We start from the raw sequence: 24,581 nt of genomic DNA on the forward strand, positions 1-24,581 counted from the left end.
CAGCTTGACGCAGCGTGACGGGATCGTAACTTCTCAGGGTGACTCGGGTCACTCCGCAGGTGGGGACGGCGGCGACCAGTCCTCCAGCGTCCACGCCATCTGCCAGAAGCGCACCTCGTGGTGGCAGCTGTCCCGGAAGGCCCGGTGCATCCGCTCCCGCTCGGCGCCGCCGGCGTCGGCGGCGAGGCCGTCGAGGAGCCCGCGCAGCCGGGTCGTGACCGCGACGCATTCCGGGTCGGCGTAGAAACGCCACCAGCCGGCGAAGGGGTGCCGCGGCCCCGGCGCCTCCTCCTCGACGAACCGCCGGGCCGCCCAGGTGTAGGTCCACGGGCACGGCAGCAGCGCGGCCAGCAGCACACCGAGGGTGTCCCGGCCCGCGGCCATCATGTGGTCGACGTAGCCCTGCGCACTCGGGGCGAGCCGGTCGACCTGGGCCTCGGCATAGCCGGTGCCGGTGTAGTCGCACAGCACGTGGTGCGGGTGCGCCTCCTCGTCCAGGACGAACGCCACGCTGTCGTGGAAGTACCGCATCCAGGCACGGTCCGGTGAGAGGGCCAGCCCCAGGCCGTAGCAGCGGACGTAGGCGCTGAGGTACTGGTGGTCCTGGCCGACGTAGTGCAGGACGCGCTCCCGGGCCAGCGTGCCGTCCCGCAGGCCGGCGACGAAGGGATGGCGGTAGAAGGTCTCGAAGAGGTCCGCGTTCCGCCGTCCGAGATCGGCCGTGAATCCGGACTCGCGGTTGTCGACGACGGGGTGTTCCACGGTTCCTCCGCTCGGTTCTGACCGATCGTGCGGCAACCACGGCCGGTGTGGAGACCTGCTGCCGCCACGTTAACCGGTGCCCGCAGGCGCCCGTCGTCCGCGTCCGGAGCCGGTCGGCCACCCGGGAAACGACCGGGAAGCCGGGCGCACGGGGCGCGACCGCAGCGCCCATCTGGACCGCCGCCGCGGTAGCGGGCGCCGGGGACGCGGACGGCCCCGCGCCCGGTGACCGGGTGCGGGGCCGTCGCCGGGTGCGCGGCGCGCGGGCTCACTCCTCCTCGGTGCCCTCACCGAGGCCGTTCACGCACGGGTTGGAGGTGGCGTCGCGCCCCTCGATGGCCTCGGCCTGGTCCGCCGCGGCGTCCACCGGCTCGGTGGACGGCTCGGCCGGGTAGGACGGCGACGGCTGCGCCGACGGCGACGGGCTCGCCCCGGGGGCGCTGGGAGCGCCCGTCTCCAGGGCGGCGTCGTCCAGGCGCCGGTCGTTGTTGATCGCCTGGAACAGCTCGGCGGCGCGCTCCTCGTCCCACACCACCCGGTTCGGGTCGAGCGGCGCCGGCCACCAGGGCACGGTGTAGAAGGTGATGTCGTGCAGGTCGACGTCGGCCAGGGTGGAGCCGATGGAGATCATCTGGTCCAGTGAGAGGTCCTGGTCGGTCGCGGTGTGCTCGGAGACCGCCTGCAGCAGCGACGTCGTCCGGCTCGGGCTGGTGAGGACGTCGCTGCTGGTCACCTGCTCGGCGAGCGCGCCGAGGAACATCTGCTGGCGGTCGATGCGGCCGATGTCGCCCCCGTCGCCGATCTCGTAGCGGGCGCGAACGAAGGCCAGCGCCTGCTCACCGTCCAGCACCTGCTGGCCGGCCTCCAGGTCGAGCTTGGAGCGCTCGTCCCGCATCGGTTCCGGGATGCACATCTCCACGCCCCCGATGGCGTCGACCATGTCGCGGAACCCGACGAAGCTCAGGTGGACGAAGTGGTCGATGCGGATGTCGGTCAGGGTCTCGATGGTCTTGACCGCGCACGGCGGGCCGCCGTGGTACAGCGCGGCGTTGATCATGCCGTAGTAGCCGTAGGTGCCCTCCGTCCCCTCGTAGGGCTGGCACTCCGGCAGCTGGACGAGGGAGTCGCGGGGGAAGTTCACCATCGTCACGCCGTTGTCCGGCGAGATGTGCGCCAGCATCAGCGAGTCGGAGCGCTCGCCGACGAAGTCGCGGCCTCCGTAGGCGGAGTTGCCGCCCTCACGCCCGTCGGACCCGATGAAGAGGATGTTGATGTCCTCGCCGATCTTCGGCGGGCGCTCCTCCTCGTCCAGGGCCGAGGACAGGTCGTGCTGCACCATGTTGCCGCGCAGCACGCGGTAGTAGGCGTAGGCCGTCCCGACCCCGGCGACCAGCACCACCGCCAGCGCCGCGGAGGTCCACACGAACAGGCGTTTCCACCGGCGGCGGGGGGCGGCGTCGGAGGGAGCTGCGGGGGCGTCATCGGACATGAGGCGGCGCGCCTTCTATCGGCTGGAGGGAGGAGAGCAGGGCGAGAGGGCTTCCCGACCAGGGGTCCGAACGAGGGGCAGAGCGCCGCGGGGGATGAGGACCCGGCTGGTGTGAAGCCGATCTTAGGGGAGAACGCGGGGGAGTGCGCGGGTGTAATGTCCCGCATTCGCCTGTCATGTCGGGAAAACATGGGGTAATACGTGGCGAGATCGGGGGTTCGGCGCGAATCGCGGCCGTGCCGGGGACACGCCCGCCGCCGGCGGTCGCGGGGCGGGTGGGCCGGACCCGGGGTGGCGGACGCCGGGGGCGCGCATGCGGCGCGGGCCGTACTCGTCGAGGGGCATGTGCTGCTTTCCGGGAGTCGGCGACCGCCATGGAGGGTCCGGTGGTCGCGGTGGGTGACCGGAATCGGGAGTATCGGCACGGAGCGTGGCGGGGTCGCTACGAATGTCCGGGACCTCCCACTAGGGGACGCGTGAGCGCGTGTAAGGTTTACCCATGATCGCGAGGAATCGTGTGGTTTATCCCCGTCCTCGTGTTCCCCCCCCGTCGCCCGGAAGCGACGTCCCCTGACTGGCCCCATGTGAAGCGGAGCCTTGATGTCGATCCCGCCGCCCCCGGCCGACAGCCCGCAGCCGGTCCGGCTGTCCTACGTCCGCCTGGGTGAGACGCAACCGGAACTCGTCGACCGCCTCGCCGGGGAGCTCCGCGCCCACGGGCGGGTGATCATCGGCGCGCTCACCGACCGTGACCGGCAGCGCATCACGTCCGGCGCCCGGGTCGCCGGGAAGCGGCTGAAGCGCACGGTCCGGGTCACCGACACCCCCAACGGCATGGTGATCGAGTTCTACGACCTCTCCGCCCCCTCCGGGGACGACGGCGCCCAGGCGCCGCGTCCGCCGGGTGCGCACCGCGCCCCAGCGCCGGACGCGCCGGCGGGCGGCATCGCGGGCGAGTCGTTCCACCGGGCGCCCGACCCGGGTGCGCCCCCGCCGCGGCACGCCACCGGAGGCGACTCCTGAGCGGAGCTCCCCGAGGGCCACGTGACGCAGCTCATGGTCAAGAGGGCGCAAGGCGGGTGTGATCGACCGCCGCGCGTTGTTGTGCCAGGTGGGACCGCATGGCGGGTGAATGGTCGGCCGCGACGCCGTTCGGTCCGCGCACCAGGTCGCACGGCACGGAGGGAACGACCATCGTGGGCAACACCGCGCTCGCCCGGGGCATCGCCGAACGAGTACTCCGCTGCCCCGAGGTCCTCGGACTGTCGCCGCTGCCCGGCCGCGGCGACGACCCCCCGACGGGGGTGGTGGTGACCCGTGACTCGGTGGAGATCCGCGTCCGGGCCCGCCGCGACCGCCCCCTGCCCCTGGTCGCCGCCCAGATCCAGGCCGCCATCGGCCAGCTCGTCTCCGGCCACTCCGTGCGGCTCTACATCGACGGCGCTGACACCACCCGCGACGTGCCGTTCTGAGCGTCCGCCCAGCTCACGCCGGGCCCCGGGCCCGGGAGCCGGCGAGGAGGTAGACCGCCAGGATCGCCAGCAGCGCCTGGACGACCAGCGTCAGGAACGTCCCCACCTCCAGCGCCGCCCCGATCGCCGTCCCGGCCAGCGCGGCGGCGATCCCGATGCCGACGGTCACCCAGAGCGGCATCCGCCTCTGGCGCGGCAGCAGCGGGCGCGCGAGCGCCCCGATCACGAGTCCGACGACGAACGCGCTGATGATCCCGGTGCCGGCCACGGCTGTCCCTCCCCGCCGGTCGCGTTGCAGGTCCTCCTTCCCAGCTGCCCGGAAACCGCAGGGGGAACCGCCGCGGACCACGGCGGCGGGCTCGCAGCGCTGTGGTCCCGGACCGCCGGCCGTCTGGGCGTATCGGGACCTTGGTCCCTTGGAAGGTGCGCGGGGAGGGACTAGATTGCGACTCGCTACCAACGGTGATCAGGTGGACGCGCTGCGTTGGAGGCATCGCGGTGTATCCACGACTCGCCGACCATCCCCCTGTCGCGAGTGACGGTTCGTTCGAAGGACGCGGCGCGACGTCCTTCCCTCGCGACGTCGCGAGAAGAGGACAACGATGAACGGACGCGGATCGCGTCGAACGTCCGGTAGGTTCCGCCCCTTCCCCCTCGTCGCCGCCGCCACGGCGGTGCTGCTCGCCGCCGGCCTGCTCGGGACGGGGTCAGCCGAGATCGAGGCCGCCTCCGCGGAGACGGTGGCCGCCGAGGCGCCGGCCGCACCGCAGGCGGCGCAGCTCGTGTGGTCCGACGAGTTCAACGGAGCGGCCGGCACCCGGCCCGACCCCAACAAGTGGACCCACGAGACCGGTGCCCACGGGTGGGGCAACAACGAGCTGCAGAACTACACGACCAGCACCGCCAACTCCGCGCACGACGGGCAGGGCAACCTGGTGATCACCGCCCGGCGGGAGGCCGACGGGGGCTACACCTCCGCCCGGCTGATCACCAAGAACACGTTCACCCGGCAGTACGGGCGGTTCGAGGCGCGGATCAGGGTGCCGCGCGGCCAGGGCATCTGGCCGGCCTTCTGGATGCTCGGCTCCGACTTCGACCAGGTCGGCTGGCCGAACTCCGGTGAGATCGACATCATGGAGAACATCGGCCGCGAGCCGAGCACCGTGCACGGCAGCCTGCACGGTCCGGGCTACTCCGGCGGCAACCCGCTGACCGGCAGCTACACGCTGCCCGGCGGACGCGCGCTGGCCGACGACTTCCACACCTTCGCGGTCGAGTGGCGGCCCGACTCCATCTCCTGGTTCATCGACGACGTGCGCTACCAGACCCGGACCCCCGCGGACGCGGGCGGCAACCGCTGGGTCTTCGACCACCCGTTCTTCATGCTGCTCAACGTGGCCGTGGGCGGGAACTGGCCCGGCTACCCCGACGGCACCACCACCTTCCCGCAGACGATGACGGTCGACTACGTGCGGGTCTACGCGCTCGACGGCGGCGGGAGCACCGGCCCGACGGGCGCGATCACCGGTATCGGCGGGATGTGCGTGGACGTGGCCGGCGCGAACACCGCCAATGGCACCGGCATCCAGCTGCACCCCTGCACCGGCCACGCCGCGCAGACCTGGACCATGGCGGCCGACGGCACGGTCCGGGCCTTCGGCAAGTGCCTCGACGTGGCGTCCGGTGGCACCGCGGACGGCACGCGCGTGCAGTTGTGGGACTGCAACGGCACCCCCGCGCAGCAGTGGGTGTACTCATCCGGGCGCGACCTCGTGAACCCGCAGGCGAACAAGTGCCTGGACGCCACCGGCAACAGTTCCGCCGACGGCACCCCGCTGCAGATCTGGACCTGCGCGGGCACCCCCAACCAGAAGTGGAACGTGCCGGCGTAGACCGCACGACCTCCGGCACCGGCGCCGGGCGGGCCCCAGCCCGCCCGGCGCCGCCGTGTGCGGGGCCCGCCCCCACTCGCGTCGCACGGCGCAGGGCAATCGGGTCCCCGCCGGGGACCGCGGGCGAGGCTCCGGGGGGCCGCCCCTGGCGGCGTCGGCCCCCGGTCGGGGGCTCTGGGCCGACGGCCGTGCTGACCCGCGTTTCCGCAGGTTGACCACTGTGTGACCTGGATCATGCTCATATGAGCAAAAACCAACTCAGATGTTGCCTCCGTGTGAACTGCGGATCTATGGTCCGTTACCAGGATCACACCTGGAGGCCCATATGCGTGGAATGCGGGTTTTTGTCGTGCCAGCCGTGCTGGGACTGGCCGTAGCCGCGTCGGCGTGCTCGGTGTCCACCACGCCCGGCGGCGAGAGCGGCGGGAACGGCGGGAACGGCGACGGCACGGTCACCATCGGTTTCAGCCAGGCGACCCAGCAGTCGCCGTTCTACGTGCAGCTGCGCGAGGGCGCCGAGCAGGCCGCCCAGGACGCCGGCGCCGAGCTGTACTTCGCCGACGCCGGGGGCGACGTCACCAAGCAGAACGACGACATCCAGGACCTGCTCACCCGGCAGGTCGATGTCCTCCTGATCAACCCGGTCGACCCCGAGGGCGTCCGCGCCGGGCTCGCCGCCGCCGAGGCCGCCGGGGTGCCCGTCGTCACCGTCGACCGCCCGGTGCCCGAGGGGGCCGTCTCCCATGTCGGCCGGGACAACGAGGAGATGGGCCGGCTCGTCGGCGAGCAGCTCGCCGAGCGGCTCGGCGACGAGGGCGGCGTCGTCATCGAGATCCAGGGCGACGCCGGCGGTGCCGTCGCGCGCGACCGCAGCGCCGGGTTCCACGCCGCGGTGGAGGGCGACTCCCGGATCGAGATCGTCGAGGGCCCCTACTGCGACTACATCCGGTCCAAGGCGGTGACCGCCATGCAGGACCTCATCCAGACCAACCCCGACGTCCGCGCCGTCTACGCGCACAACGACGACATGGCCCTCGGCGCGCTCCAGGTCCTCCAAGAGAACGGCCGCGACGACGTGCTCGTCGCCGGTGTCGACGGACTGATGGAGGCGGTCGACGCCATCGCCGCCGACGGCCCCTACACCGCCACCGCGCTCAACGACCCCATCTCGCTCGGCACCACCGCGGTCGAGACCGCTCTGGGCGCGGCCGGTGGCGAGGACGTCGCCGAGCAGGTCGACGCCGGCACCGCGCTGATCGACACCTCCAACGCCGCGGACTACACCGGCGACACCGTGTTCGCCGGCGCCCGGGAGTAGCACCCGGCCGGTACCCGCCACCGCCACCCGAGTGAAGGAAAGAGACCGAGAACCATGCCGGACACCATGCGGGCCGCCGTACTGCACGCCCCCGGAGACATCCGCGTCGAGGAGGTGCCCGTCCCGGAACCCGGGCCGAACGACGCGCTGGTGCGCGTCGCCGCCTGCGGGGTCTGCGGGTCGGACATCCCGCGGATGCTGCGCCCCGGCGGCTCCTACCACCTGCCGCTCATCTGCGGCCACGAGTTCTCCGGTCACGTGGTCGCGCTCGGCGACGAGCTCGCCGCCGCCGGGACCGTCCAGGTCGGCGACCTCGTGACCGTGCCTCCGCTCATCCCGTGCGAGAAGTGCGGGCCCTGCCAGCAGGGCAACTTCAGCCTGTGCGAGGACTACGACTACTTCGGCAGCCGCCGCCCCGGCGCCTACGCCCAGTACGCCACCGTCCCCGCGCGCAACCTCATGGTGCTGCCCGCCGACCTCGACCCCCGGGCCGCCGCGATGCTCGACCCCGCCGCCATCGCGCTGCACGCGGTCTGGCGGACCCGACTGCGCAGCGGCCACCGCGTCGCCGTCGTCGGCGCCGGCCCCATCGGGCTGTTCGCCGTGCAGTGGGCCCGCATCGCCGGCGCCGCCGAGGTCCTGGCGATCGACCTCAACGAGCAGAAGACCGCCATGGCCCGCGAGGCCGGTGCCACCCACACCGCGGCCAGCCCGGAGGAGGCCCGCGAGCTCGCCGGAGCGGGGTACGACGTCATCATCGAGTCGGCCGGCGTGCCGCCCACCATCGAGCAGGCCGTGACGCTGACCGCCCGGCACGGCGAGGCGGTGTTCATCGGCATCCCGCACGACCCCGTGGTGCTGCCGAAGTCCGCCTTCGGCCACTTCCTGCGCCGCGAGGTCACCCTGCACGGTGCGTGGAACTCCTTCTCCGCGCCGTTCCCCGGCGACGAGTGGCGGACGGCGGCGCGCGCCATGGCGTCGGGCGCCCTGGCCTGGAAGTTCATGATCACCCACGAGCTGGGCCTCGACGCGCTCCCCGGCACCATGCACCAGCTGGGCGACCGGTCGGTCTTCAGCTCCAAGGTGCTGTTCCTGCCGAACGAGGACTGAGCATGAGCGCACTGCTGGCGATCGACCTGGGGACGGAGAGCGCCCGCGTCGCCGTGTACACCGACGACGGGCGCCGGCTCGGCCAGGGCGAGAGCGGCTACCCCACCGACTTCCCGCGGCCCGGCTGGGCGGAGCAGAACCCCGAGGACTGGTGGCGCGCGGTGGTGGCCGCCACCCGCACCGCCCTCGACGAGGCCGGGCGGCCGGACGTCGACGGGGTCGCCGTCGCCACCACCGCCTCCACGGTCACCGTGCTGGACCGGGCCGGCCGTCCGCTCCGTCCCGCGCTGCTGTGGATGGACAGCCGGGCCGACGCGGAGTCGGCGCGCACCGCCGAGGTCGACCACCCGGTACTGCGCTACGCCGGCGGCTCCGACGCCGTGGAGTGGCTGGTCCCCAAGGCCATGTGGCTGGCCGGCCGCGAACCCGCCGTCTACCGGGCCGCCGCGCGTATCACCGAGGCGGTCGACTACCTCGTGTGGCGGCTCACCGGCGAGTGGACCGGCTCCCGGATGAACGCCGTGTGCAAGTGGAACTACGACCCGCGGGGCGGCGGCTTCCCCGAGGACCTGTACGCCGAACTGGGCGTGCCCGACCTCCGGGACAAGCTGCCCGACCGGGTCGCGCCGGTCGGCGCGCCGGTGGCCACCATGCACGCCGCCGCCCGCGCCGAGCTGGGCGTCACCGGCACCGCGGTGGTCTCCTCCGGCGGGATCGACGCCCACCTGTCCCTCCTGGCGGTGGGCGGCGCCGGGGAGGGACGGGTGTCGATCGTCTGCGGTACCTCCAACGCGTTCGTCACCGAGATGGCCGAACCGGTGTTCCCGCCGACGGTCTGGGGGCCCTACCCGGACGCCCTCAACGAGGGCCGGTGGCTGGTCGAGGGCGGGCAGGTGGCGTCCGGATCGGTGCTGAAGTGGGCCGGCGAGCGGCTGCTCGGCCGGCCGCGCGCCGACCTGCCCGGACTCATCGCCGCCGCGACCGCGGTCCCGGCGGCCGGGCACGGCCTCCTGGTGCTCGACTACTTCATGGGCAACCGGACCCCGCTGCGCGACCCGCGGCTGCGCGGCGCCGTGCTCGGCCTCACCGTGGGCAGCACACCCGAGCAGGTGTACCGCGCCGCGGTGGAGGGGGTCGCCTACGGGACCCGCCAGGTGCTCGACTCCTTCGTCGCGGGCGGCGTGCCCGTGGAGGAGGTGTTCGTGTCCGGCGGCATCCGGCACAACCCGCTCTGGCTGCGGACCACCGCCGACGTCCTCGGCCGGCCGCTGCGCCTGGTGGCGGGCGACAACCTGTCGCTGCGGGCCTGCTCGGTGATCGCCGCGGTGGGTGCCGGGCACTACCCGTCGCTCGGCGCCGCCGCGGCCGACTTCGCGCCGGAGACCCGCACCGTCGAGCCCGACGCCGCCCTGAAGGACGCGTACGAGGCCGGCTACGCCGACTACCGCGCGGCGACCACCGCCACCCGCGACGTCTCGCACCGGCTGAGCGCCCCCGCCGCGGAGCGCACGCCATGACCGACCCGGGCTACGAGGAGATGCTGTACCGGGTCGCCACCCTGTACTACGAGCAGAACCGCACGCAGGAGCAGATCGGCCGCGAACTGCACTTCACCCGCTGGAAGGTCGGCCGGATGCTCGTGGAGGCCCGCGAGGCCGGGATCGTCCGGATCGAGGTGGTGCACCCGCAGTCCCGGGTGCGCTCCCTGGAGCTCCGGCTGCGCGAGCGGTTCGGGCTGCGCGACGCCGTCGTGGTGTCCGCGCGGTCCGCCGCCGACGACGAGGAGGTCCGCGAACTGGTCGCCACTGCCGCCGCCGAGCACCTCGCCTCGCTGCGGCCGGCGCCCGGCCTGCTCGGGGTCTCGTGGGGGCGCACCCTCGACCTGGTGGCGCGCGCGGTGCAGCCCGGGTGGGCGCGCGGTGTCGACGTCGTGCAGATCAACGGCGGGCTGAGCCGGTCGCGGCGGCCCACCTCCGCCCACGACATGGCCAGCCGGCTCGCCCACCACGGTGGTGGCACGGTGACGCTGCTCCCCGCGCCGGCCATCGTCGAGGAGGAGAGCACCCGGCGCGTCCTGGAGCGGGACAGCGCGGTGGCCGACGTCCTGGCGCTGGCCGGCCGCGCCGACGTGCTGCTGTTCAGCCCCGGCGGCATCGAGCGCGACTCCGTGCTGGTGGAGTCCGGGCACATCGACGCGGCGGACGTCGCCCGGCTCGCCGCGGCCGGCGCGGTCGGCGACGTCGTGGGCAGGTTCATCGACGCCGAGGGGCGGATCGTGGATCCGGACCTGGACGCCCGCACCCTCGGCCTCACCGTGGACGCGGTGCGGGACGGTGCCCGGGCAGCGACCTCCATCGCGGTCGTCTCCGGCGCCGCGAAGCACGACGTGTGCCGGGCGATCGTGGTCGGGGGCGTGTGCAACGTGCTCGTCACGGACGACCGCGCCGCGTCCGCCCTGCTGGCCTCCGGCGAAAGCGAGACGGCATGACGCAGCACCCTGTGAACGGGCCGGACGGGCCGACCGCGGTCCCCCGGCTGCGGATGCGCGGCATCGTGAAGAGGTTCCCCGGCACGGTGGCCAGCGACGGCACCGAGCTCACCGTGCTCCCGGGCGAGGTGCACTGCCTGCTCGGCCAGAACGGCGCCGGCAAGAGCACCCTCATGAAGATCCTCGCCGGCTCCTACCAGCCCGACGAGGGCGAGATCCTGCTCGACGGCGAGCCGGTCCGGCTGTCCGGACCGCAGGCCGGGATGGCGGCCGGCATCGCCGTCATCTACCAGGAACTCGACCTCGTCCCCGACCAGACGGTCGCGCAGAACCTGCTGCTCGGGCGCGCCCCGGCGGCCGGGCCGTTCGTCCGCGACCGCCGCCGCCGGGAACTGGCGCGGGCCGCGATCGAACGGGTCGGCGGGACGTTCCCGGTGACGGCGACGGTGCGCGACCTGCCCATCGCCGCGCAGCAGCTCACCGCCATCGCGCGGGCGCTGACCGCCGACGCCCGCGTGATCGTCATGGACGAGCCCTCCGCCACGCTCGGCGAGGCCGACCTGGAGGCGGTGTTCGCGGTCATCCGGTCGCTCACCGCCGAAGGGCGCTCCGTCATCTACATCTCGCACCGCATGGACGAGGTGATGGAGATCGGCGACCGGGCGACGGTACTGCGCGACGGCCGCACCGTGGGGGTGTTCGACATCGCCCGCACCAGCAAGGAGGAGCTGGTCGCCGCCATGATCGGCGACTCCACCGAACTCGTGCACCCCGCCGACCGGCCAGCGCCGACCGGCGAGCCGCTGCTGGAGATCGACCACGTGCGCTTCCCCGGGCTGCTCGACGTCTCGGGCATCTCCGTGCGCCCCGGCGAGATCGTCGGGCTGGCCGGACTCGGCGGCGCCGGCCGGACCACGCTGCTCAGGGCGCTGTTCGGGGATGCACGCGGCGACGTCGCGGTCCGCCTCGCCGGCCGGCCGGTGCGGCTCAGCGGCCCCGCGGCCGCGGTGCGCGCCGGGTTCGCGCTGGTGCCGGAGAGCCGCAAGGAGCAGGGGCTGCTGCTCGGGCTGTCGGTCGGCCGCAACGCGGCCGTCGCCGCCCTGGGCCGGCCGCCCTGGCTGCTCCCGCGCCGCACCGGCGCCCGCCGCGCGGCCCCGGTCCTCGCCGGCCTCGGGGTGCGGCACGCCTCGGCCGGGCAGCCGGTCGGCGAGCTGTCCGGCGGCAACCAGCAGAAGGTCGTGCTCGCCAAGTGGATCACCCGGGGCGGGCTCCGGGTGCTGCTGCTCGACGAGCCCACCCGCGGCCTCGACGTCGGCGCCAAGGCCGACCTGTTCCGCGAGGTGCGCCGGCTGGCCGATTCGGGGGTGGCGGTGCTGCTGGCCAGCAGCGAGCTGACCGAGCTCACCGCCAACGCCGACACCGTCTGGGTGCTGCACGAGGGCCGCAACGTCGGCCGCTTCGACCCCCGGACCACACCCGAGAACACCATCGCGCACACCGTCATCACAGGAGTGACGCCATGACCGCAACCACCAGTGTCGACGCGGCCGCGCCCGGTCGGGGGCCCTCGCGGCCCGGGCCGGGGCGGCGGCGCGGCGCCGACCTCATCGTCAGGTCCAACCTGCTGCTCGTCTTCCTGGCGCTGTGCGTCGTGGCGAGCCTGCTGGCGCCGGAGTTCCTCACCACCCGCAACATGGCCAACCTGCTGCAGCAGTCGGCGCTCACCGGCATCGTCGCCATCGGGATGACCATGGTGATCCTGACGGCGGGGATCGACCTCTCCGTGGGCAGCACGGCCGCGTTCGGCGGCATGGTGGTGGCGCTGCTGATCGACCGGGACATGAACTTCGTCCTGGCCATCCTCGTCAGCCTGGCCTGCGGGGCGGCGTTCGGCGCGCTCATGGGCGGGCTGTCCGCCTACCTGTCGCTGCCGGCGTTCATGACCACGCTGGCCGGTCTCACCGCCATCCGCGGGCTCACGTACCTGCTCACCGACGGCGAGCCGGCCGGCGGGGACATCCCCGAGGTGTTCCAGCTCCTCGGCGGCGGCTTCGTCGGATACGTGCCGATCGTCGGCATCATCTTCGTCGCCGTCACGGTGCTCGCCGCCCTCGTCCTGCGGTGCACCACCTTCGGCGAGTACGTCTACGCGGTCGGCAGCAACCGGGAGGCCGCCCGGCTGTCCGGTCTGCCGGTGCGCGCGGTCATCACCGCGGTGTTCGCGATCTCCGGCGCGCTGTCGGCGCTGGCCGGGGTGCTGCTCACCTCCCGGCTCACCATCGGGCAGCCCACCGCGTTCAACGGGCTGGAGCTCGACGCCATCGCCGCCGTGGTGCTCGGCGGGACCAACCTGTTCGGCGGGCGCGGCGGAGTTTTCGGTACCTTCGTCGCGGTGCTGCTCCTTTCCGTTCTGCGCAACCTGTGCAACCTGCTCGGACTGGGGTCGTTCTTCCAGATGGTGGTGACCGGTCTGATCCTGGTGGCCGCCCTCATCCTCAACATGGCCATAGAGAAGCGAGGTGCTCGTGCCTGACACAGCAGTAGCAGCACTCGCGCCCGACATCGCGGCGTCGAACACGTCGCTGCGGGCGTACCTGCACGGACTCCCCGGGGTCGACGAGGTCGGGGCGCGGGCGCGCGCCGCCGACCTGGCGACCCGGTCGATCAAGACCACCGCCAAGCGGGCGGCCATCGACCTGGCGATCCGGATGGTCGACCTCACCACGTTGGAGGGCGCAGACACGCCCGGCAAGGTGCGCGCGCTGTGCGCGAAGGCCGCGCTGCCCGACCCGCAGGACCGCTCCGTGCCGCGCGTCGCCGCGGTGTGCGTCTACCCGGACCTGGTGGCGACGGCCGTGTCCGCGCTGGCCGGCACCGGCGTGGGCGTGGCGTCGGTGGCCACCGCGTTCCCGTCCGGCCGGGCGCCGCTGGACGCCAAACTGTCCGACACCCGCCGCGCGGTCGTCGACGGCGCGACCGAGATCGACATGGTCATCGACCGGGGTGCCTTCCTCTCCGGTGACTACCGCAAGGTGTACGAGGAGATCATCGCGGTCAAGGACGCCTGCGGTGCCGCGCACCTCAAGGTCATCCTGGAGACCGGCGAACTCGTCACCTACGACAACGTGCGGCGCGCCTCCTGGCTGGCCATGCACGCCGGCGCCGACTTCATCAAGACCTCCACCGGCAAGGTCTCCCCGGCGGCGACCCTGCCGGTCACCCTGGTCATGCTGGAGGCGGTGCGCGACTTCCGCGCCGCGACCGGCCGCCAGGTCGGGGTGAAGCCGGCGGGCGGTATCCGCGCCACCAAGGACGCCGTCCGCTACCTGGTCCTGGTGAACGAGACGGCCGGCCCCGACTGGCTGGACCCGGTGTGGTTCCGGCTCGGCGCGTCCAGCCTGCTCAACGACCTGCTGATGCAGCGCACCAAGCTCACCACCGGCGCCTACCAGGGCCCCGACTACTACACCCTCGACTAGGAGGACGCGCTGTGGCAGACCAGATCTTCGAGTACGCACCGGCGCCGGAGTCGCGCTCGGTCGTCTCGATCGACCCCTCCTACGAGCTGTTCATCGACGGCGCCTTCACCCCCGCATCCGGCGACGAGCGGATCACCACGCTGAACCCGGCCGACGAGGAGCCGCTGGCCGAGGTCGCGGTCGCGACCTCAGCCGACGTGGACCGCGCCGTGGCGGCGGCCCGCCGCGCCTTCGACGAGGTGTGGGGCCCGATGCCCGGCGCCGAGCGGGGCAAGTACCTGTTCCGGATCGCCCGTATCATCCAGGAGCGCTCGCGCGAACTCGCCGTCCTGGAGTCGCTGGACAACGGCAAGCCGATCAAGGAGACCCGCGACGTCGACCTGCCGCTGGCGGCGGCGCACTTCTTCTACTACGCGGGCTGGGCGGACAAGCTCCCGCACGCCGGGCTCGGGCCCGACCCGCGTCCGCTGGGCGTCGCGGCGCAGGTCATCCCGTGGAACTTCCCGCTGCTGATGCTGGCGTGGAAGATCGCGCCGGCGCTGGCCACCGGTAACACGGTGGTGCTCAAGCCGGCCGAGACCACACCGCTGACCGCGCTGGCCTTCGCCCGGATCTGCCAGGAGGCCGAGCTCCCGCCCGGTGTCGTCAACATCCTCACCGGGGCCGGTGCGACCGGCCGCGCGCTCGTCGCGCACCCCGGTACGGACAAGGTCGCCTTCACCGGCTCCACCGAGGTGGGCCGCGAGATCGCGCGCGCCGTGGCGGGGACCGGCCGGCGGCTCACCCTGGAGCTGGGCGGCAAGGGCGCGAACATCGTCTTCGACGACGCGGCGATCGACCAGGCGGTCGAGGGCATCGTCACCGGCATCTTCTTCAACCAGGGGCACGTGTGCTGCGCCGGGTCGCGGCTGCTGGTGCAGGAGTCGATCGCCGACGAGCTGCTGGAGCGGCTGAAGGCCCGCGTCGAGCGGCTGCGGCTGGGCGACCCGCTGGACAAGAACACCGACATCGGTGCGATCAACTCCGCCGCCCAGCTGGCCCGCATCCGCGACCTCGCCCGGGCCGGCGCGGAGGAGCAGGCCGTGGGCTGGTCGCCCGCCTGCGAGCTGCCGGAGCGGGGGTACTGGTTCCCGCCGACCGTCTTTACCGGGGTGTCGCAGGCGCACCGCATCGCCCGCGAGGAGATCTTCGGACCGGTGCTGTCGGTGCTGACGTTCCGCACGCCGGACGAGGCGATCGCCAAGGCCAACAACACGCCGTACGGCCTGTCGGCGGGCGTGTGGACCGAGAAGGGCTCGCGGATGCTGTGGGCGGCGAACCGGCTGCGTGCCGGGGTCATCTGGTCCAACACCTTCAACAAGTTCGACCCCGCCAGCCCGTTCGGGGGGTACAAGGAATCCGGCTACGGCCGCGAGGGCGGCCGGCACGGACTGGAGGCGTACGTCAATGCCTAGGCTGCGGAAGACCACCGAGCGCGCCCCGGCCGCGCCGGGCCGCCTCGCGGTGCGCAAGACCTACAAGCTCTACGTCAACGGCGCGTTCCCGCGTTCGGAATCGGGCAGGAGCTACCCCGTGACCTCAGCAGACGGCCGGCATCTGGCCAACGCCGCCCTGGCCTCGCGCAAGGACGCCCGCGACGCCGTGGTGGCCGCCCGCAAGGCGTTCGGCGGCTGGTCCGGGCGGACCGCCTACAACCGCGGCCAGATCCTGTACCGGGTCGCCGAGATGCTGGAGGGGCGCGCGGCGCAGTTCGCGGACGAGCTGCTGGCCGCCGAGGGCGGCACCCGCGCGAAGGCCGAGGAGCTGGTGGCCGCCGCGATCGACCGCTGGGTCTACTACGCGGGCTGGACCGACAAGATCGTCCAGGTGGTGGGCAACGCGAACCCGGTCTCCGGCCCGTACTTCAACCAGTCCACCCCGGAGCCGACCGGCGTGGTGGCGGTGTTCGCGCCGCAGGACGCGCCGCTGCTCGGCCTGGTCTCCGTCATCGCCCCGGTGATCGCCGCGGGCAGCACCGCCGTCGTGGTGACGAGCGAGCGGGCCCCGCTCCCGGCCGTCACCCTCGCCGAGGTGCTCGCCACCTCCGACCTGCCTGGCGGAGTGGTCAACATCCTCACCGGCCGGGTCCCGGAGCTGGCCCCCCACCTCGCGGCGCACGCCGACGTCAACGCCCTCGACCTGACCGGGACCGGTGACCTGGCGCGGGAACTGGAGGAGACGGCGGCGGCCACCCTCAAGCGCGTGCTCCGCCCGCGTGAGGACGAGGACTGGACCGCGGACCCGGGGCTGAGCCGCATCACCCCGTTCCTGGAGACCAAGACGGTGTGGCACCCGGTCGGAGTCTGATCCGGGCCACCGGGCCGGGTGCGGGCGGACGGCGGGCCGCCCGCACCCGGCTGTCGGCGGAGGCGGCGCGGCTCGCACACCGGTATGTCCATCGCTTCTGGCGGCATTCCAAGAAGGATCACGGAACGTGCTGGCGGCTGGCGCCGCTGGCGTGCAGCTCCTTCGATCGCGAGCCGGGGGTGAGGAAGCGACGGCGCCCGCTTGCAGGTGCGCGCGCACATGCCCCTGGCATTGCTCCAGAGACCGCTGACCGTGGAATTGGATCGCGTTGGCGCAGGTCCTGATGAGCGGCGTCCGCGGACCAACCTCTGAGCGATCGTCGAAGAACGATGCTCGTAGAGGCGGCCTCTGGACTGCTGGAGGACGAACGTGGACAGGTAAGATCCCACGTTAAAACGAAGTGGGGTGTCCAAAAGTGGAGATGCGGACCCGTGAGGAATTCCTGAGCCGGTTTCCGAAGGTCCCAGTGGATGCAGCTTTCTCCGGCCCTCGAGACCTGGCAGGCGTTTACGGACTGAATCCTTCTGGGGTGGGTGCCGTACGTGACGCCTATGGAGTCGGTCGCCACCGTTTGGGGCCGTTCTATACGTGGATCACCGCAAGTATGCTGAAGGACTTTCGTGCTCAAGTCCAGAGTGAACCGAATCGAAAATTCGCATTCGTTGCGCGAGACGGCCATGTTTTGGCGGCCGCTGTCCGCGGCCTCGACCCGGATTTCTTCCAGCGTTACTGCGTCGAGGTTGTGCTATCTCGCCGCATAGCTGAGCAGGCTATGGTGAGTTGGGAGCGTCGGACGCAGAAGCCTTTTCCTATTGGAAGCTCTCTCCGGACACATTATGTCAAAGACATGACATTGGAATATTTGACGTCGTATCTGCGGCGAACGGGTTTGCCGGTCGGGGAGCCGCGCAGTGCGATCACCCTGGTCGATAACGGTTTTCGGGGTACTACGCAGGAAGTGCTCACTCGCTTGTACCCTCAGACCGATTTCCGTGGCGCATATGCTTTTTACGGTGCAAGTCCCCAGGATAAGAATGTAGACCGGAAGAAAGGGTACGTCCTTCACCTGGGGGTTGAGCATTGGAGGGGCGGCCCTGTTGAATTCTTGCCGGATCGTGAGGATCTCACCTTTCTTTGCAATTCTGCGCTATGGATTCTCGAAGACCTTTGCCCAGGGCCGAAGAATACGGCAATGAGGATTACTGAGGAGGGGCCGGATCAGTCGGAAGAGGAAGTGTGGGAATGGTGGAACCAGCCGGTCCGGATTGCGCCGCAATACCGAGACTCGTTGGTTCGGGAGGCTATGCTGAGCGCGGTCCTGTTGGGAGTCGCACATTATGCGCGCGGGGTGGATTCGGACGCGCCGAAGGTGCGGGCCGGATTCGATGACTTCACTCGGCAGATCCGTTACTGGATCACCAAGGATCGTCGGGTCGACCCCTGGCTGGCAACGTTCTTCAACAGTTTCACAGGTCGTCGCCGTTGTCCGCCGGAGCCACTGGCACTAGACGGGGTTTCGCTCCGGAAGGTCCTCGGCCCGCGCGTGGCGGGAAGGGGCAATCTCCAGGAGACGGGCCGACCGCCGCTGCCGCGCATCGAATCCGAATGGCGATGGCCGCAGCATAGAGGCGCCGTCCGATCCACCAGAAAGTGACGGGGCATCGGCGGCTCCCGGCATGCGTGGCCGCCGGCCGGCCGTGCCACCCCGGTCAGGTCTCGTCCAGTGTTCGCCCGGTCGGCCTCCGTCAGACCATTAACCCAATGGAGGTCCGGCCAGAGGGAAGGGCGTGGGCTGACCCAGCATCCAGGAGACCGGCCCGGTACCCCGAGCGGAACGGCGGTCCCGAGAACGAGTTCGGGCCTCGGGATGTTCCAACATGCAGGCGGAGCCGGCCGGTGAGGGAGACACGGGGATCCTTCCGGTGGGCGGACGTCGGGCGTGCAGTCGGACGTCCGCCCCTTGGTGGGTTCCTCCGGAGCAGTGGACTCGCCGGTGCGTCGCGCGTCTACCCCGGCGAGTGTCGGCCGATCGGCACCCCGGGCCGCTTCCCGGATCCGGCGCCCGTGGCCGGGTCGCCCGGCCGCCGGGGGCTGCGGCCGCAGGCCGTTCAGGGCCGCCTCGACCACGGCGTCGGCGAACTCGGCGGCGAGCGGGCCTTCCCGGTACAGCCAGCGATTCCGCAGTGGCCCCCAGATCAGTTCCACGGCGAGGTCGATGTCGGCGTCGGGGCCAGCTGCCCGGCGGCCTGAGCCGCGCGCAGCCGTCGGAGCTTGAGGTCCTTCACCGGCCGGTCCAGGCGTCGGTGTAGTCGGCGGCGAGGGTCGGGTCGATCAGCATCTCGACGGCGAGCGCGCGCATCGGCTCGCTGATGAGGTCAAGACGAGACGGACCGTCTTGCAACTTGGCGCGGGAGGCCGTACAGTTGCCGACATTGCCGAGACGAGCCGTCTCGTTTCAGTCGAGAGTTGATCGGGAGGCACATTGATGACCGCTGCTGCCACCAGCGCCGGCCGGGTCTGGTTCGTCACCGGGGCCAGCCGCGGCCTGGGACGGGCCTTCACTGAGGCCGCGCTCGCCGCCGGCGACCGGGTGGTCGCCGTGGCGCGGTCCGTCGAGCGGCTCGAACCCCTCGTCGCCGAGTACGGCGGCCGGCTGCACGTGCTCCCGCTGGACGTCACCGACCGCGCTGCCGTGCACGCCACCGTGGATGAGGCCGTGCGGCACTTCGGCCGGCTCGACGTCGTGGTGAACAACGCCGGCTTCCTGGCCGTCGGCGCCGTCGAGGAGATGACCGAGGAACTGGCACGGGCCCAGATGGAGACCAACTTCTTCGGTGCCCTCTGGGTCAACCAGGCCGTCGCCCCGCACCTGCGGGCCCAGCGCGGTGGCCGCGTCCTGCAGATCTCCAGCATCGGCGCCCTCGGCGGGTTTCCGTTCACCGGGCTGTACAGCGCCAGCAAGTTCGCGCTGGAGGGGATGAGCGAGGCCCTGGCCGCCGAACTCGCACCCTTCGGCGTCCACGTGACGATCGTCGAACCCGGCGGCTACTGGACCGACCTCTACACCACCGGCACGGTCGCCGCCCCGTTCAAGGACGCCTACGCGTCACTGCGGGCCGAGATGAACGAAGTGGTCGCGGACAACTCCGTCGACAGCCTGCCCGAGGTGGCCGCCGAGGCGGTCATGAAGCTGGTCAGCGGCGACGACCCGCCGCTGCGCCTGCTCCTCGGCAGCATGGTGTACGACCTGGCCTTCGAGCAGACCCGCAAGCGGATGGCCACGTGGGCGGAGTGGGAGGAGACCAGCCGGGCCGCCGAACGCCCGGTGCCGGCCCCGGAAGGGTACGGCACGTGAGGCCCACCGGCAGGGGCGCGCCCGTGGGAGCTCCGCGGGTGCCGGCCGGCCGTCAGCCGGCCGGCACCGGTGCGTACGCCCGCAGGAAGGTGTCTACGGCCGCCGTCGCCACGGTGCGGCCGTCGATGTCGGAGACCTCGCGGGTCCCCAGCCGCGAGCGCGCCTCCATCGGGCCGGTGAGCAGCGCGAGGAACTGCTCAGCGGCCACGCCGGGATCGCACGGACGCAGCCGCCCGGCCAGCGACAGCCGCGCCAGCCGGTCCGCCAGCGCGTCCGCGAGCCGGTGCGACGTGCGCTCCTGGACAAACTCGATCAGGTCGGGGAAGCGGGCGACCTGCGCGTAGGTCAGCCACCGCAGCGAGCGGGCGCGCTCGGAGCAGTACACCCCGAGCAGCCGGTACCCCACGTCCACCAGGCCGGCCCGCAGATCGTCACCAGGGTCGCGCAGCCGCTCGACGACGGCGAGGTTCTCCAGCACGACCGCGCCAGCGGCGGCCGCCATGGCGTGCCGGAACAGGTTCTCCTTGTCGCTGAGGTGGTTGTACACGGTCGGCTTGGCGACCCCCGCCTCCTCGGCGATCTCCTGCACGCACGCCTGCGCGTAGCCCCGCCGCGCGAAGACGGTGAAGGCGGCGTCCAGGATGGCCTGCCGCTTGTCGATCCGGCCTCGCGATCCCGTCCGGGCGGTCGAGGCTGTCGCTCCGGTCACGCTGGCAGGGTAGCGCAGCGGGCGAGGCTGTTTGACCGGCCGGTTCAGTGAAGTGGACCTCTGGACTTGATCGTCAGCATCCCGCTCCTCAGCTACAAGCGGCCGGAGCCCCGGTGCCCCGGCCGGAGTCCGGCCGGTCGGTTCATGGCACGCGGTCAGGGCCCCGGCTTCCACCGGGCAGGTCTTCGGGCGCCTTCTGCCGGATCCCCCATGTGCCGCGGCAGAGACTGTGCCTTCGAACGGTTTCCATCTCCCTCCTTTCGGCCACGGTGAGACCGGGGGAAACGCTCCATGCCGAGTTCGTTGAGATGGACGCCGCCGTTATCGCCTGCCCGGCCACGGGGATTCGTGTGCGCCGCAGGTCGTGGGGGCTGGAAGGAACGTAGTCGGGCTGGAATTGGTCTCGGTATCCGCCTGACGTCGGCCGCTGCGCCTCCGTTGGGGAGGGGACGGGCGGGCGGCCGTTCTTGCGGCCGGGGCGGTCTGGCGGTGAACCGCCGCCGCGGCCGCGGCTGGAGAAGCGCGACCCCGGGAGTCGGCCGCGTGCCGACATGGTCGCGGCGGGCCCGGATACCCGGACCCGCCGCGGAGAGAGGAGGTGGTCCTCCGCGCGTCGCCGCCGCGCAGGATCACCGTGCCCGTCGACTCACACCCGGCTGTGCCGGGCGGACCACATGCCGGCGACCGCGTAGACGACGATGGCGGCGAGGACTACCTGGACGACGAGGACGATGAGCCAGAAGCTGGTGAAGAGGCTCGCGATCCAGGAGCCGACCAGCGCTGCGATGATGCCGATCAGCAGGGTCAACCAGATGGGGATGTGCTGCTTGCCGGGGACGACGAGGCGGCCGAGCGCGCCGATGATCAGGCCGACGACGATTGCGCTGATGATGCCAGTTATCGCCATGATCCCTCCTATGTCGTTACGGGTCCCGTGCCCGAAGCAGCCCGGTCCAATCAAGCCGCTGGGAAAGGCGTTGGCAAAGGCGCCGCGGTGCGGTCCGCGGGCGGGAGCGGTTCGCCCCCGCGCCGCCGGGCGGCGGGCGCCGCGGGTGCGGGTCAGCGCGGCGCCTCGCGCGGCCGGGACCAGGACGCACCCGAGCGCCGCCGCGCAGAGGAACGCGAGCTCGGCCGGGACGGCGTAGCACCGCTGCGCCCAGGTGCCGTCCCGGCCGCCCATCAGGAAGGCGGCCAGGGCGGCACTCGTGCGCCGGGGGCCGCCGCCCGTGGGAAGCCAGAGGCGCCACCGGCCGTTGGGCGCGATGGGCGCGCGTCGCGTCTCGCCCGGTCCGCGGCCGCCCCGCCCCCGGGGCCGTCCCCGCACGCGGCCCGCTCGGTTGCTCGGCGACAGGGCCTGTTCCTCGGCCGGGATCCGCGCCCCCTGCGGGCCCGCAGCATCAAGGCGGCCATCGCGCAGCCCCGCGGCCAGCCGGAGGACCGCCGCCGGGCGCGGATCGCGGGGGAGGCAGGCCACCTGTCCTCGGCCAGGACGGCCAGGCGGGGCCGCAGCACCATCGAGCGCGCCATCACCCCGCTCAAGCAGCACCGCGTGGTCGCGACCGGATACGGCAGGAGAGCCGCGATCGATGACGGAACCGTTCCCCCCCGCCGCCAACCGCATCCGGCTACCCGACCTCACCCGACCAGAGAACACCGCCTACGCCGGTCGCTCCTCGGCCTCCGGGACGGGTGGCCGTGGTTTGCCCGGAGGCGTGTGCCGGCCGCCCGCGCCGGCCTCTGTCCTTGTCGACCAGGCGCGCCGCGATCGAACCGACGCTCGCACCCGCGAGTCGGCGAGTGGACGCGGCCTCCCGGCCGCCACGAGGGCCACGACCTGCGCGGTCTCGCGGCCGCTCGATGCGACCCCGGCCAATGTCCTGGTTTCTTGGCTTCTCTAGGGAAGTGTCGATGATGTCTTTTTCGTCGCCTCGCGCCGTCTGAGACCCCCTCTCACCTGGGCTTTTCGATCGGGTTTGAAGAGTGTGGCGGTCGGGCGTCGCGAGGCCGGAAGATGGGACCGCGCCACGGGCCCGGCCGAGCATTCCGGACCGAACCGGTGCGAGGAGGGGCACGGACGGCCTCGTGTCCGCACGATGACCGGTCGGGGGCAGGGATGGGGTGCTCCCGACCGATCAACCTCCTCCGGTGTGGCGCAGCAGGTCCGCGCCCGACGGCGTGATCGTGTGCAGCACGTGCTGCCGGTCGCGCGTGCTGAGGATCAGCCCGGCTTCGCGGAGGATCCGGATGTGGTGGCTGGCGGCCGCCGGGGAGATCCCCAGTTGTCCGGCGAGCTCGGTCGTGGTGGCCCCCAGCGCGATCACCTCGAGCGCCGCCGCGCGGGTGTTGCCCAGCAGTGCCGCCAGCATCGCGCCCGTGCCGGGCGAACCGCGCGGATGGGCGCCTCGGCGGGGCCGGCGCGCTCCGTTGTGCAGCGGGTACACCAGGACCGGCGGCAGCTCCGGGTCGGCCAGCGCGATGGGGCGCAGCCAGCAGAAGTACGACGGCAGCAGTTTGAGACCGCGGCCGTTCAGGGACAGGTCGCGGTCGGTGGGGTAGTCGACGTGCAGCACCGGCGGTTTCCAGTGCATCATCGGCTCGAAGCTGCCGAGCAGGCCCTCGATGCCGCCGTCCATGATCGCGCGGGAGCGGCGGATCCGGTCGGCGTCCACGTCGGCCTGGATGTCGTCCCAGTAGGGCTCCAGGACGGCGTCGTGGTAGCTGCGCAACCCGCCCAGCAGCTCCGCGCGGCTCTGCCGGTCGCCATCGGCCAGCGCCCGCCCCCAGGTCGGCAGCTGCCCGCCCTCGGCGACGCGGCCGAGTTCGTAGCGCAGCCGGGCGCGGGGGGTCGCCGCGATCGCGTCCAACCCGGCGTCGAGCCCGTGCTCGCCCGCGTCCGGGGTCAGGAAGTCCGGCAGGTAGAGCGCGTGCGGGGCGATCGGGATGAGGATCGAGCGCACGGTCTCCACTAGGCCGCGCTGGGGCAGCACCGCCCGGGCGTCGTCGTACCAGCGCAGGACGGCGGCCCGGCCGCGCCGCGTCTGGAAGCGGTGCAGGCTCAGCACCGCCTCCCACATCGGGTCAGGGCCCGGCGCGACGCGCACCCGGGCCAGATCAGCCTGGCTGAAGTGGATCCGCATCATGTCGGTCAGCTCCGCGTTCGGCCGGGGGTGCTCCCGCACTATCGTGGCGGTGCTCGGGGAGCGGCCGCCAGGCTACCGGTGCGAACCGGCCGCGTCCGGCCATCCGCGCCGGCCGCGGCGCGTCGGCGCTGGGCACGCCTGCACTCCTGACCTGCGGCGAAGGTCCGGCGGTGGCCGCTCGGCGGGTGCCGGCGGCCGTTCCGCGCCGAATCGGTGGTCCTCCACCAGGTCGGACCGGCCGTCCCCCTCGCCCCTGTCCGTACCGTCCCGTGGCCGTCCGAACCCGCCGACGGGTGCGGGGACCGTCGGCGGCCCAAGGGCGGGCGGCCGGCCGCTACCGCTGGGAGCTCTCCACCACCCGCCGGCAGATCTCTGCCAGGCGGATGTTGTGGTTCTGCGAGGCCCGGCTGAGCAGCTCCCACGCCGCCGTCTCCGACAGCCGCCGGCGCTCCATGAGGATGCCCATGGCGCTGCCGATGAGACCGCGGGTCTCCAGCGCCGTGCCCAGGTTCGTGACCTCGACCCGGTGCCGGAGTGCGATCGAGACGTAGTCGCAGGCGATTGCGTGCGACGTGCCGTCGAACGCGTCCGCCCGGGCGGAGTACAGCACCACCGTGCCGATGCGCTGGCGGTCGGTGCCCAGGCGGGCCGCGTACATGGCGTGCACGCCCTGCCGGGTCAGGCGTTCGAGGAACCGGCGCCAGGCGACGTCGCTGTACGCGGTCCGCGCGGGCGCGGACGCGGGCATCGTGACGTGCAGCCGCGGTGTGCCGCCGAGGAAGGTCGTGACGTCGGCGAGCCGTTCGGCCACATCGTCGGTGTGGGCGGAGAAGGGCGGGCTGGCGCGCCCCGTCCGCGCCACGACCGACGCGCGGTCGCACAGGGCCAGGTCGTCGACGAGGGCGTCGACGACCAGGCGTGCCGCGTCGCTGACAGCGGCGCTGTGCTCCATCCGCTCGGCCAGCGTCACCAGCCGCCGGGCTAAGGCGAGCGGTTCCGCCTCATGGCGATCGGCGCGCCC

21 protein-coding genes are annotated in these 24,581 nt (G+C 72.5%); 14 read left to right on the forward strand and 7 right to left on the reverse strand.

Annotated elements, in window-relative coordinates:
- Positions 1-48: 48 nt before the first annotated feature.
- On the reverse strand, positions 49-762 hold the full coding sequence (locus DEF28_RS01105; RefSeq protein ID WP_114397303.1) for a TenA family protein: 714 nt from the start codon (positions 760-762) through the stop codon (positions 49-51).
- 268 nt (positions 763-1,030) lie between these two features.
- Complete coding sequence (locus DEF28_RS01110; RefSeq protein ID WP_114397304.1) at positions 1,031-2,251, reverse strand: LCP family protein; 1,221 nt, start codon at positions 2,249-2,251, stop codon at positions 1,031-1,033.
- Between the two features lie 600 nt (positions 2,252-2,851).
- On the opposite strand from DEF28_RS01110, the gene DEF28_RS01115 reads away from it, so the two are divergent.
- Both DEF28_RS01115 and DEF28_RS01120 read left to right on the forward strand, forming a co-directional pair.
- Positions 2,852-3,274, forward strand: coding sequence for a hypothetical protein (locus tag DEF28_RS01115; protein ID WP_114397305.1), 423 nt, complete (start codon positions 2,852-2,854; stop codon positions 3,272-3,274).
- A gap of 98 nt (positions 3,275-3,372) precedes the next feature.
- Positions 3,373-3,723 (forward strand): hypothetical protein, encoded by a 351-nt coding sequence (locus DEF28_RS01120; protein ID WP_114397306.1) that lies wholly within the window; start codon positions 3,373-3,375, stop codon positions 3,721-3,723.
- Between the two features lie 13 nt (positions 3,724-3,736).
- Here DEF28_RS01120 and DEF28_RS01125 read toward each other — a convergent pair whose 3' ends face one another.
- A complete protein-coding gene (locus tag DEF28_RS01125; RefSeq protein WP_114397307.1) occupies positions 3,737-3,991 on the reverse strand; it encodes a GlsB/YeaQ/YmgE family stress response membrane protein in 255 nt (84 codons plus the stop codon).
- 334 nt (positions 3,992-4,325) lie between these two features.
- Here DEF28_RS01125 and DEF28_RS28935 point away from each other — a divergent pair, with 334 nt between their 5' ends.
- The 12 genes from DEF28_RS28935 to DEF28_RS01185 all read left to right on the forward strand — a co-directional run bounded on the left by DEF28_RS28935 (position 4,326) and on the right by DEF28_RS01185 (position 19,711).
- A complete protein-coding gene (locus DEF28_RS28935) occupies positions 4,326-5,615 on the forward strand; it encodes a glycoside hydrolase family 16 protein (protein ID WP_114397308.1) in 1,290 nt (429 codons plus the stop codon).
- A 349-nt stretch (positions 5,616-5,964) separates the two neighbouring features.
- Positions 5,965-6,933 (forward strand): substrate-binding domain-containing protein, encoded by a 969-nt coding sequence (locus DEF28_RS01135; protein WP_220270023.1) that lies wholly within the window; start codon positions 5,965-5,967, stop codon positions 6,931-6,933.
- 54 nt (positions 6,934-6,987) lie between these two features.
- Complete coding sequence (locus DEF28_RS01140) at positions 6,988-8,043, forward strand: galactitol-1-phosphate 5-dehydrogenase (protein ID WP_199493077.1); 1,056 nt, start codon at positions 6,988-6,990, stop codon at positions 8,041-8,043.
- 2 nt (positions 8,044-8,045) lie between these two features.
- Complete coding sequence (locus DEF28_RS01145) at positions 8,046-9,560, forward strand: FGGY-family carbohydrate kinase (protein WP_114397310.1); 1,515 nt, start codon at positions 8,046-8,048, stop codon at positions 9,558-9,560.
- Positions 9,557-10,531 carry a sugar-binding transcriptional regulator gene (locus DEF28_RS01150; RefSeq protein WP_181874261.1) on the forward strand — a complete coding sequence of 325 codons (975 nt, stop codon included), beginning with the start codon at positions 9,557-9,559 and terminating at the stop codon, positions 10,529-10,531. Before DEF28_RS01145 ends, DEF28_RS01150 begins: the two co-directional genes overlap by 4 nt.
- The gene (locus DEF28_RS01155) at positions 10,528-12,054 is read left to right on the forward strand and encodes a sugar ABC transporter ATP-binding protein (protein WP_114397311.1); all 1,527 of its coding nucleotides are present in this window, start codon (positions 10,528-10,530) and stop codon (positions 12,052-12,054) included. The genes DEF28_RS01150 and DEF28_RS01155 overlap by 4 nt, the downstream gene beginning before the upstream one ends.
- Positions 12,051-13,064 carry an ABC transporter permease gene (locus DEF28_RS01160; protein ID WP_114397312.1) on the forward strand — a complete coding sequence of 338 codons (1,014 nt, stop codon included), beginning with the start codon at positions 12,051-12,053 and terminating at the stop codon, positions 13,062-13,064. The genes DEF28_RS01155 and DEF28_RS01160 overlap by 4 nt, the downstream gene beginning before the upstream one ends.
- Entirely contained in the window at positions 13,057-14,010 is a 954-nt protein-coding gene (deoC, locus tag DEF28_RS01165) for a deoxyribose-phosphate aldolase (protein WP_114397322.1), read from the forward strand. Before DEF28_RS01160 ends, deoC begins: the two co-directional genes overlap by 8 nt.
- A gap of 11 nt (positions 14,011-14,021) precedes the next feature.
- Positions 14,022-15,464, forward strand: a complete 1,443-nt coding sequence (locus tag DEF28_RS01170) for an aldehyde dehydrogenase family protein (protein WP_114397313.1) — start codon at positions 14,022-14,024, stop codon at positions 15,462-15,464.
- Positions 15,457-16,356 carry an aldehyde dehydrogenase family protein gene (locus DEF28_RS01175; protein ID WP_114397314.1) on the forward strand — a complete coding sequence of 300 codons (900 nt, stop codon included), beginning with the start codon at positions 15,457-15,459 and terminating at the stop codon, positions 16,354-16,356. The genes DEF28_RS01170 and DEF28_RS01175 overlap by 8 nt, the downstream gene beginning before the upstream one ends.
- Before the next feature lie 604 nt (positions 16,357-16,960).
- Positions 16,961-18,010 carry a hypothetical protein gene (locus tag DEF28_RS27185; RefSeq protein ID WP_147280092.1) on the forward strand — a complete coding sequence of 350 codons (1,050 nt, stop codon included), beginning with the start codon at positions 16,961-16,963 and terminating at the stop codon, positions 18,008-18,010.
- Between the two features lie 831 nt (positions 18,011-18,841).
- Positions 18,842-19,711 (forward strand): SDR family NAD(P)-dependent oxidoreductase, encoded by an 870-nt coding sequence (locus DEF28_RS01185; protein WP_114397316.1) that lies wholly within the window; start codon positions 18,842-18,844, stop codon positions 19,709-19,711.
- A 52-nt stretch (positions 19,712-19,763) separates the two neighbouring features.
- On the opposite strand, the gene DEF28_RS01190 is transcribed toward DEF28_RS01185, so the two are convergent.
- The 4 genes from DEF28_RS01190 to DEF28_RS01205 form a co-directional block, all read right to left on the reverse strand.
- The gene (locus DEF28_RS01190; RefSeq protein ID WP_114397317.1) at positions 19,764-20,420 is read right to left on the reverse strand and encodes a TetR/AcrR family transcriptional regulator; all 657 of its coding nucleotides are present in this window, start codon (positions 20,418-20,420) and stop codon (positions 19,764-19,766) included.
- Between the two features lie 646 nt (positions 20,421-21,066).
- On the reverse strand, positions 21,067-21,327 hold the full coding sequence (locus tag DEF28_RS01195) for a GlsB/YeaQ/YmgE family stress response membrane protein (RefSeq protein WP_114397323.1): 261 nt from the start codon (positions 21,325-21,327) through the stop codon (positions 21,067-21,069).
- Between the two features lie 1,225 nt (positions 21,328-22,552).
- Positions 22,553-23,599: an ArsR/SmtB family transcription factor gene (locus DEF28_RS01200; protein WP_233515017.1), complete on the reverse strand. Its 1,047-nt coding sequence runs from the start codon at positions 23,597-23,599 to the stop codon at positions 22,553-22,555.
- Between the two features lie 295 nt (positions 23,600-23,894).
- The coding region (locus DEF28_RS01205) for an ANTAR domain-containing protein (RefSeq protein ID WP_233515018.1) at positions 23,895-24,581 on the reverse strand (687 nt) is incomplete at its 5' end.

Source organism: Marinitenerispora sediminis, from assembly GCF_003336425.1.
Classification (GTDB): domain Bacteria; phylum Actinomycetota; class Actinomycetes; order Streptosporangiales; family Streptosporangiaceae; genus Marinitenerispora; species Marinitenerispora sediminis.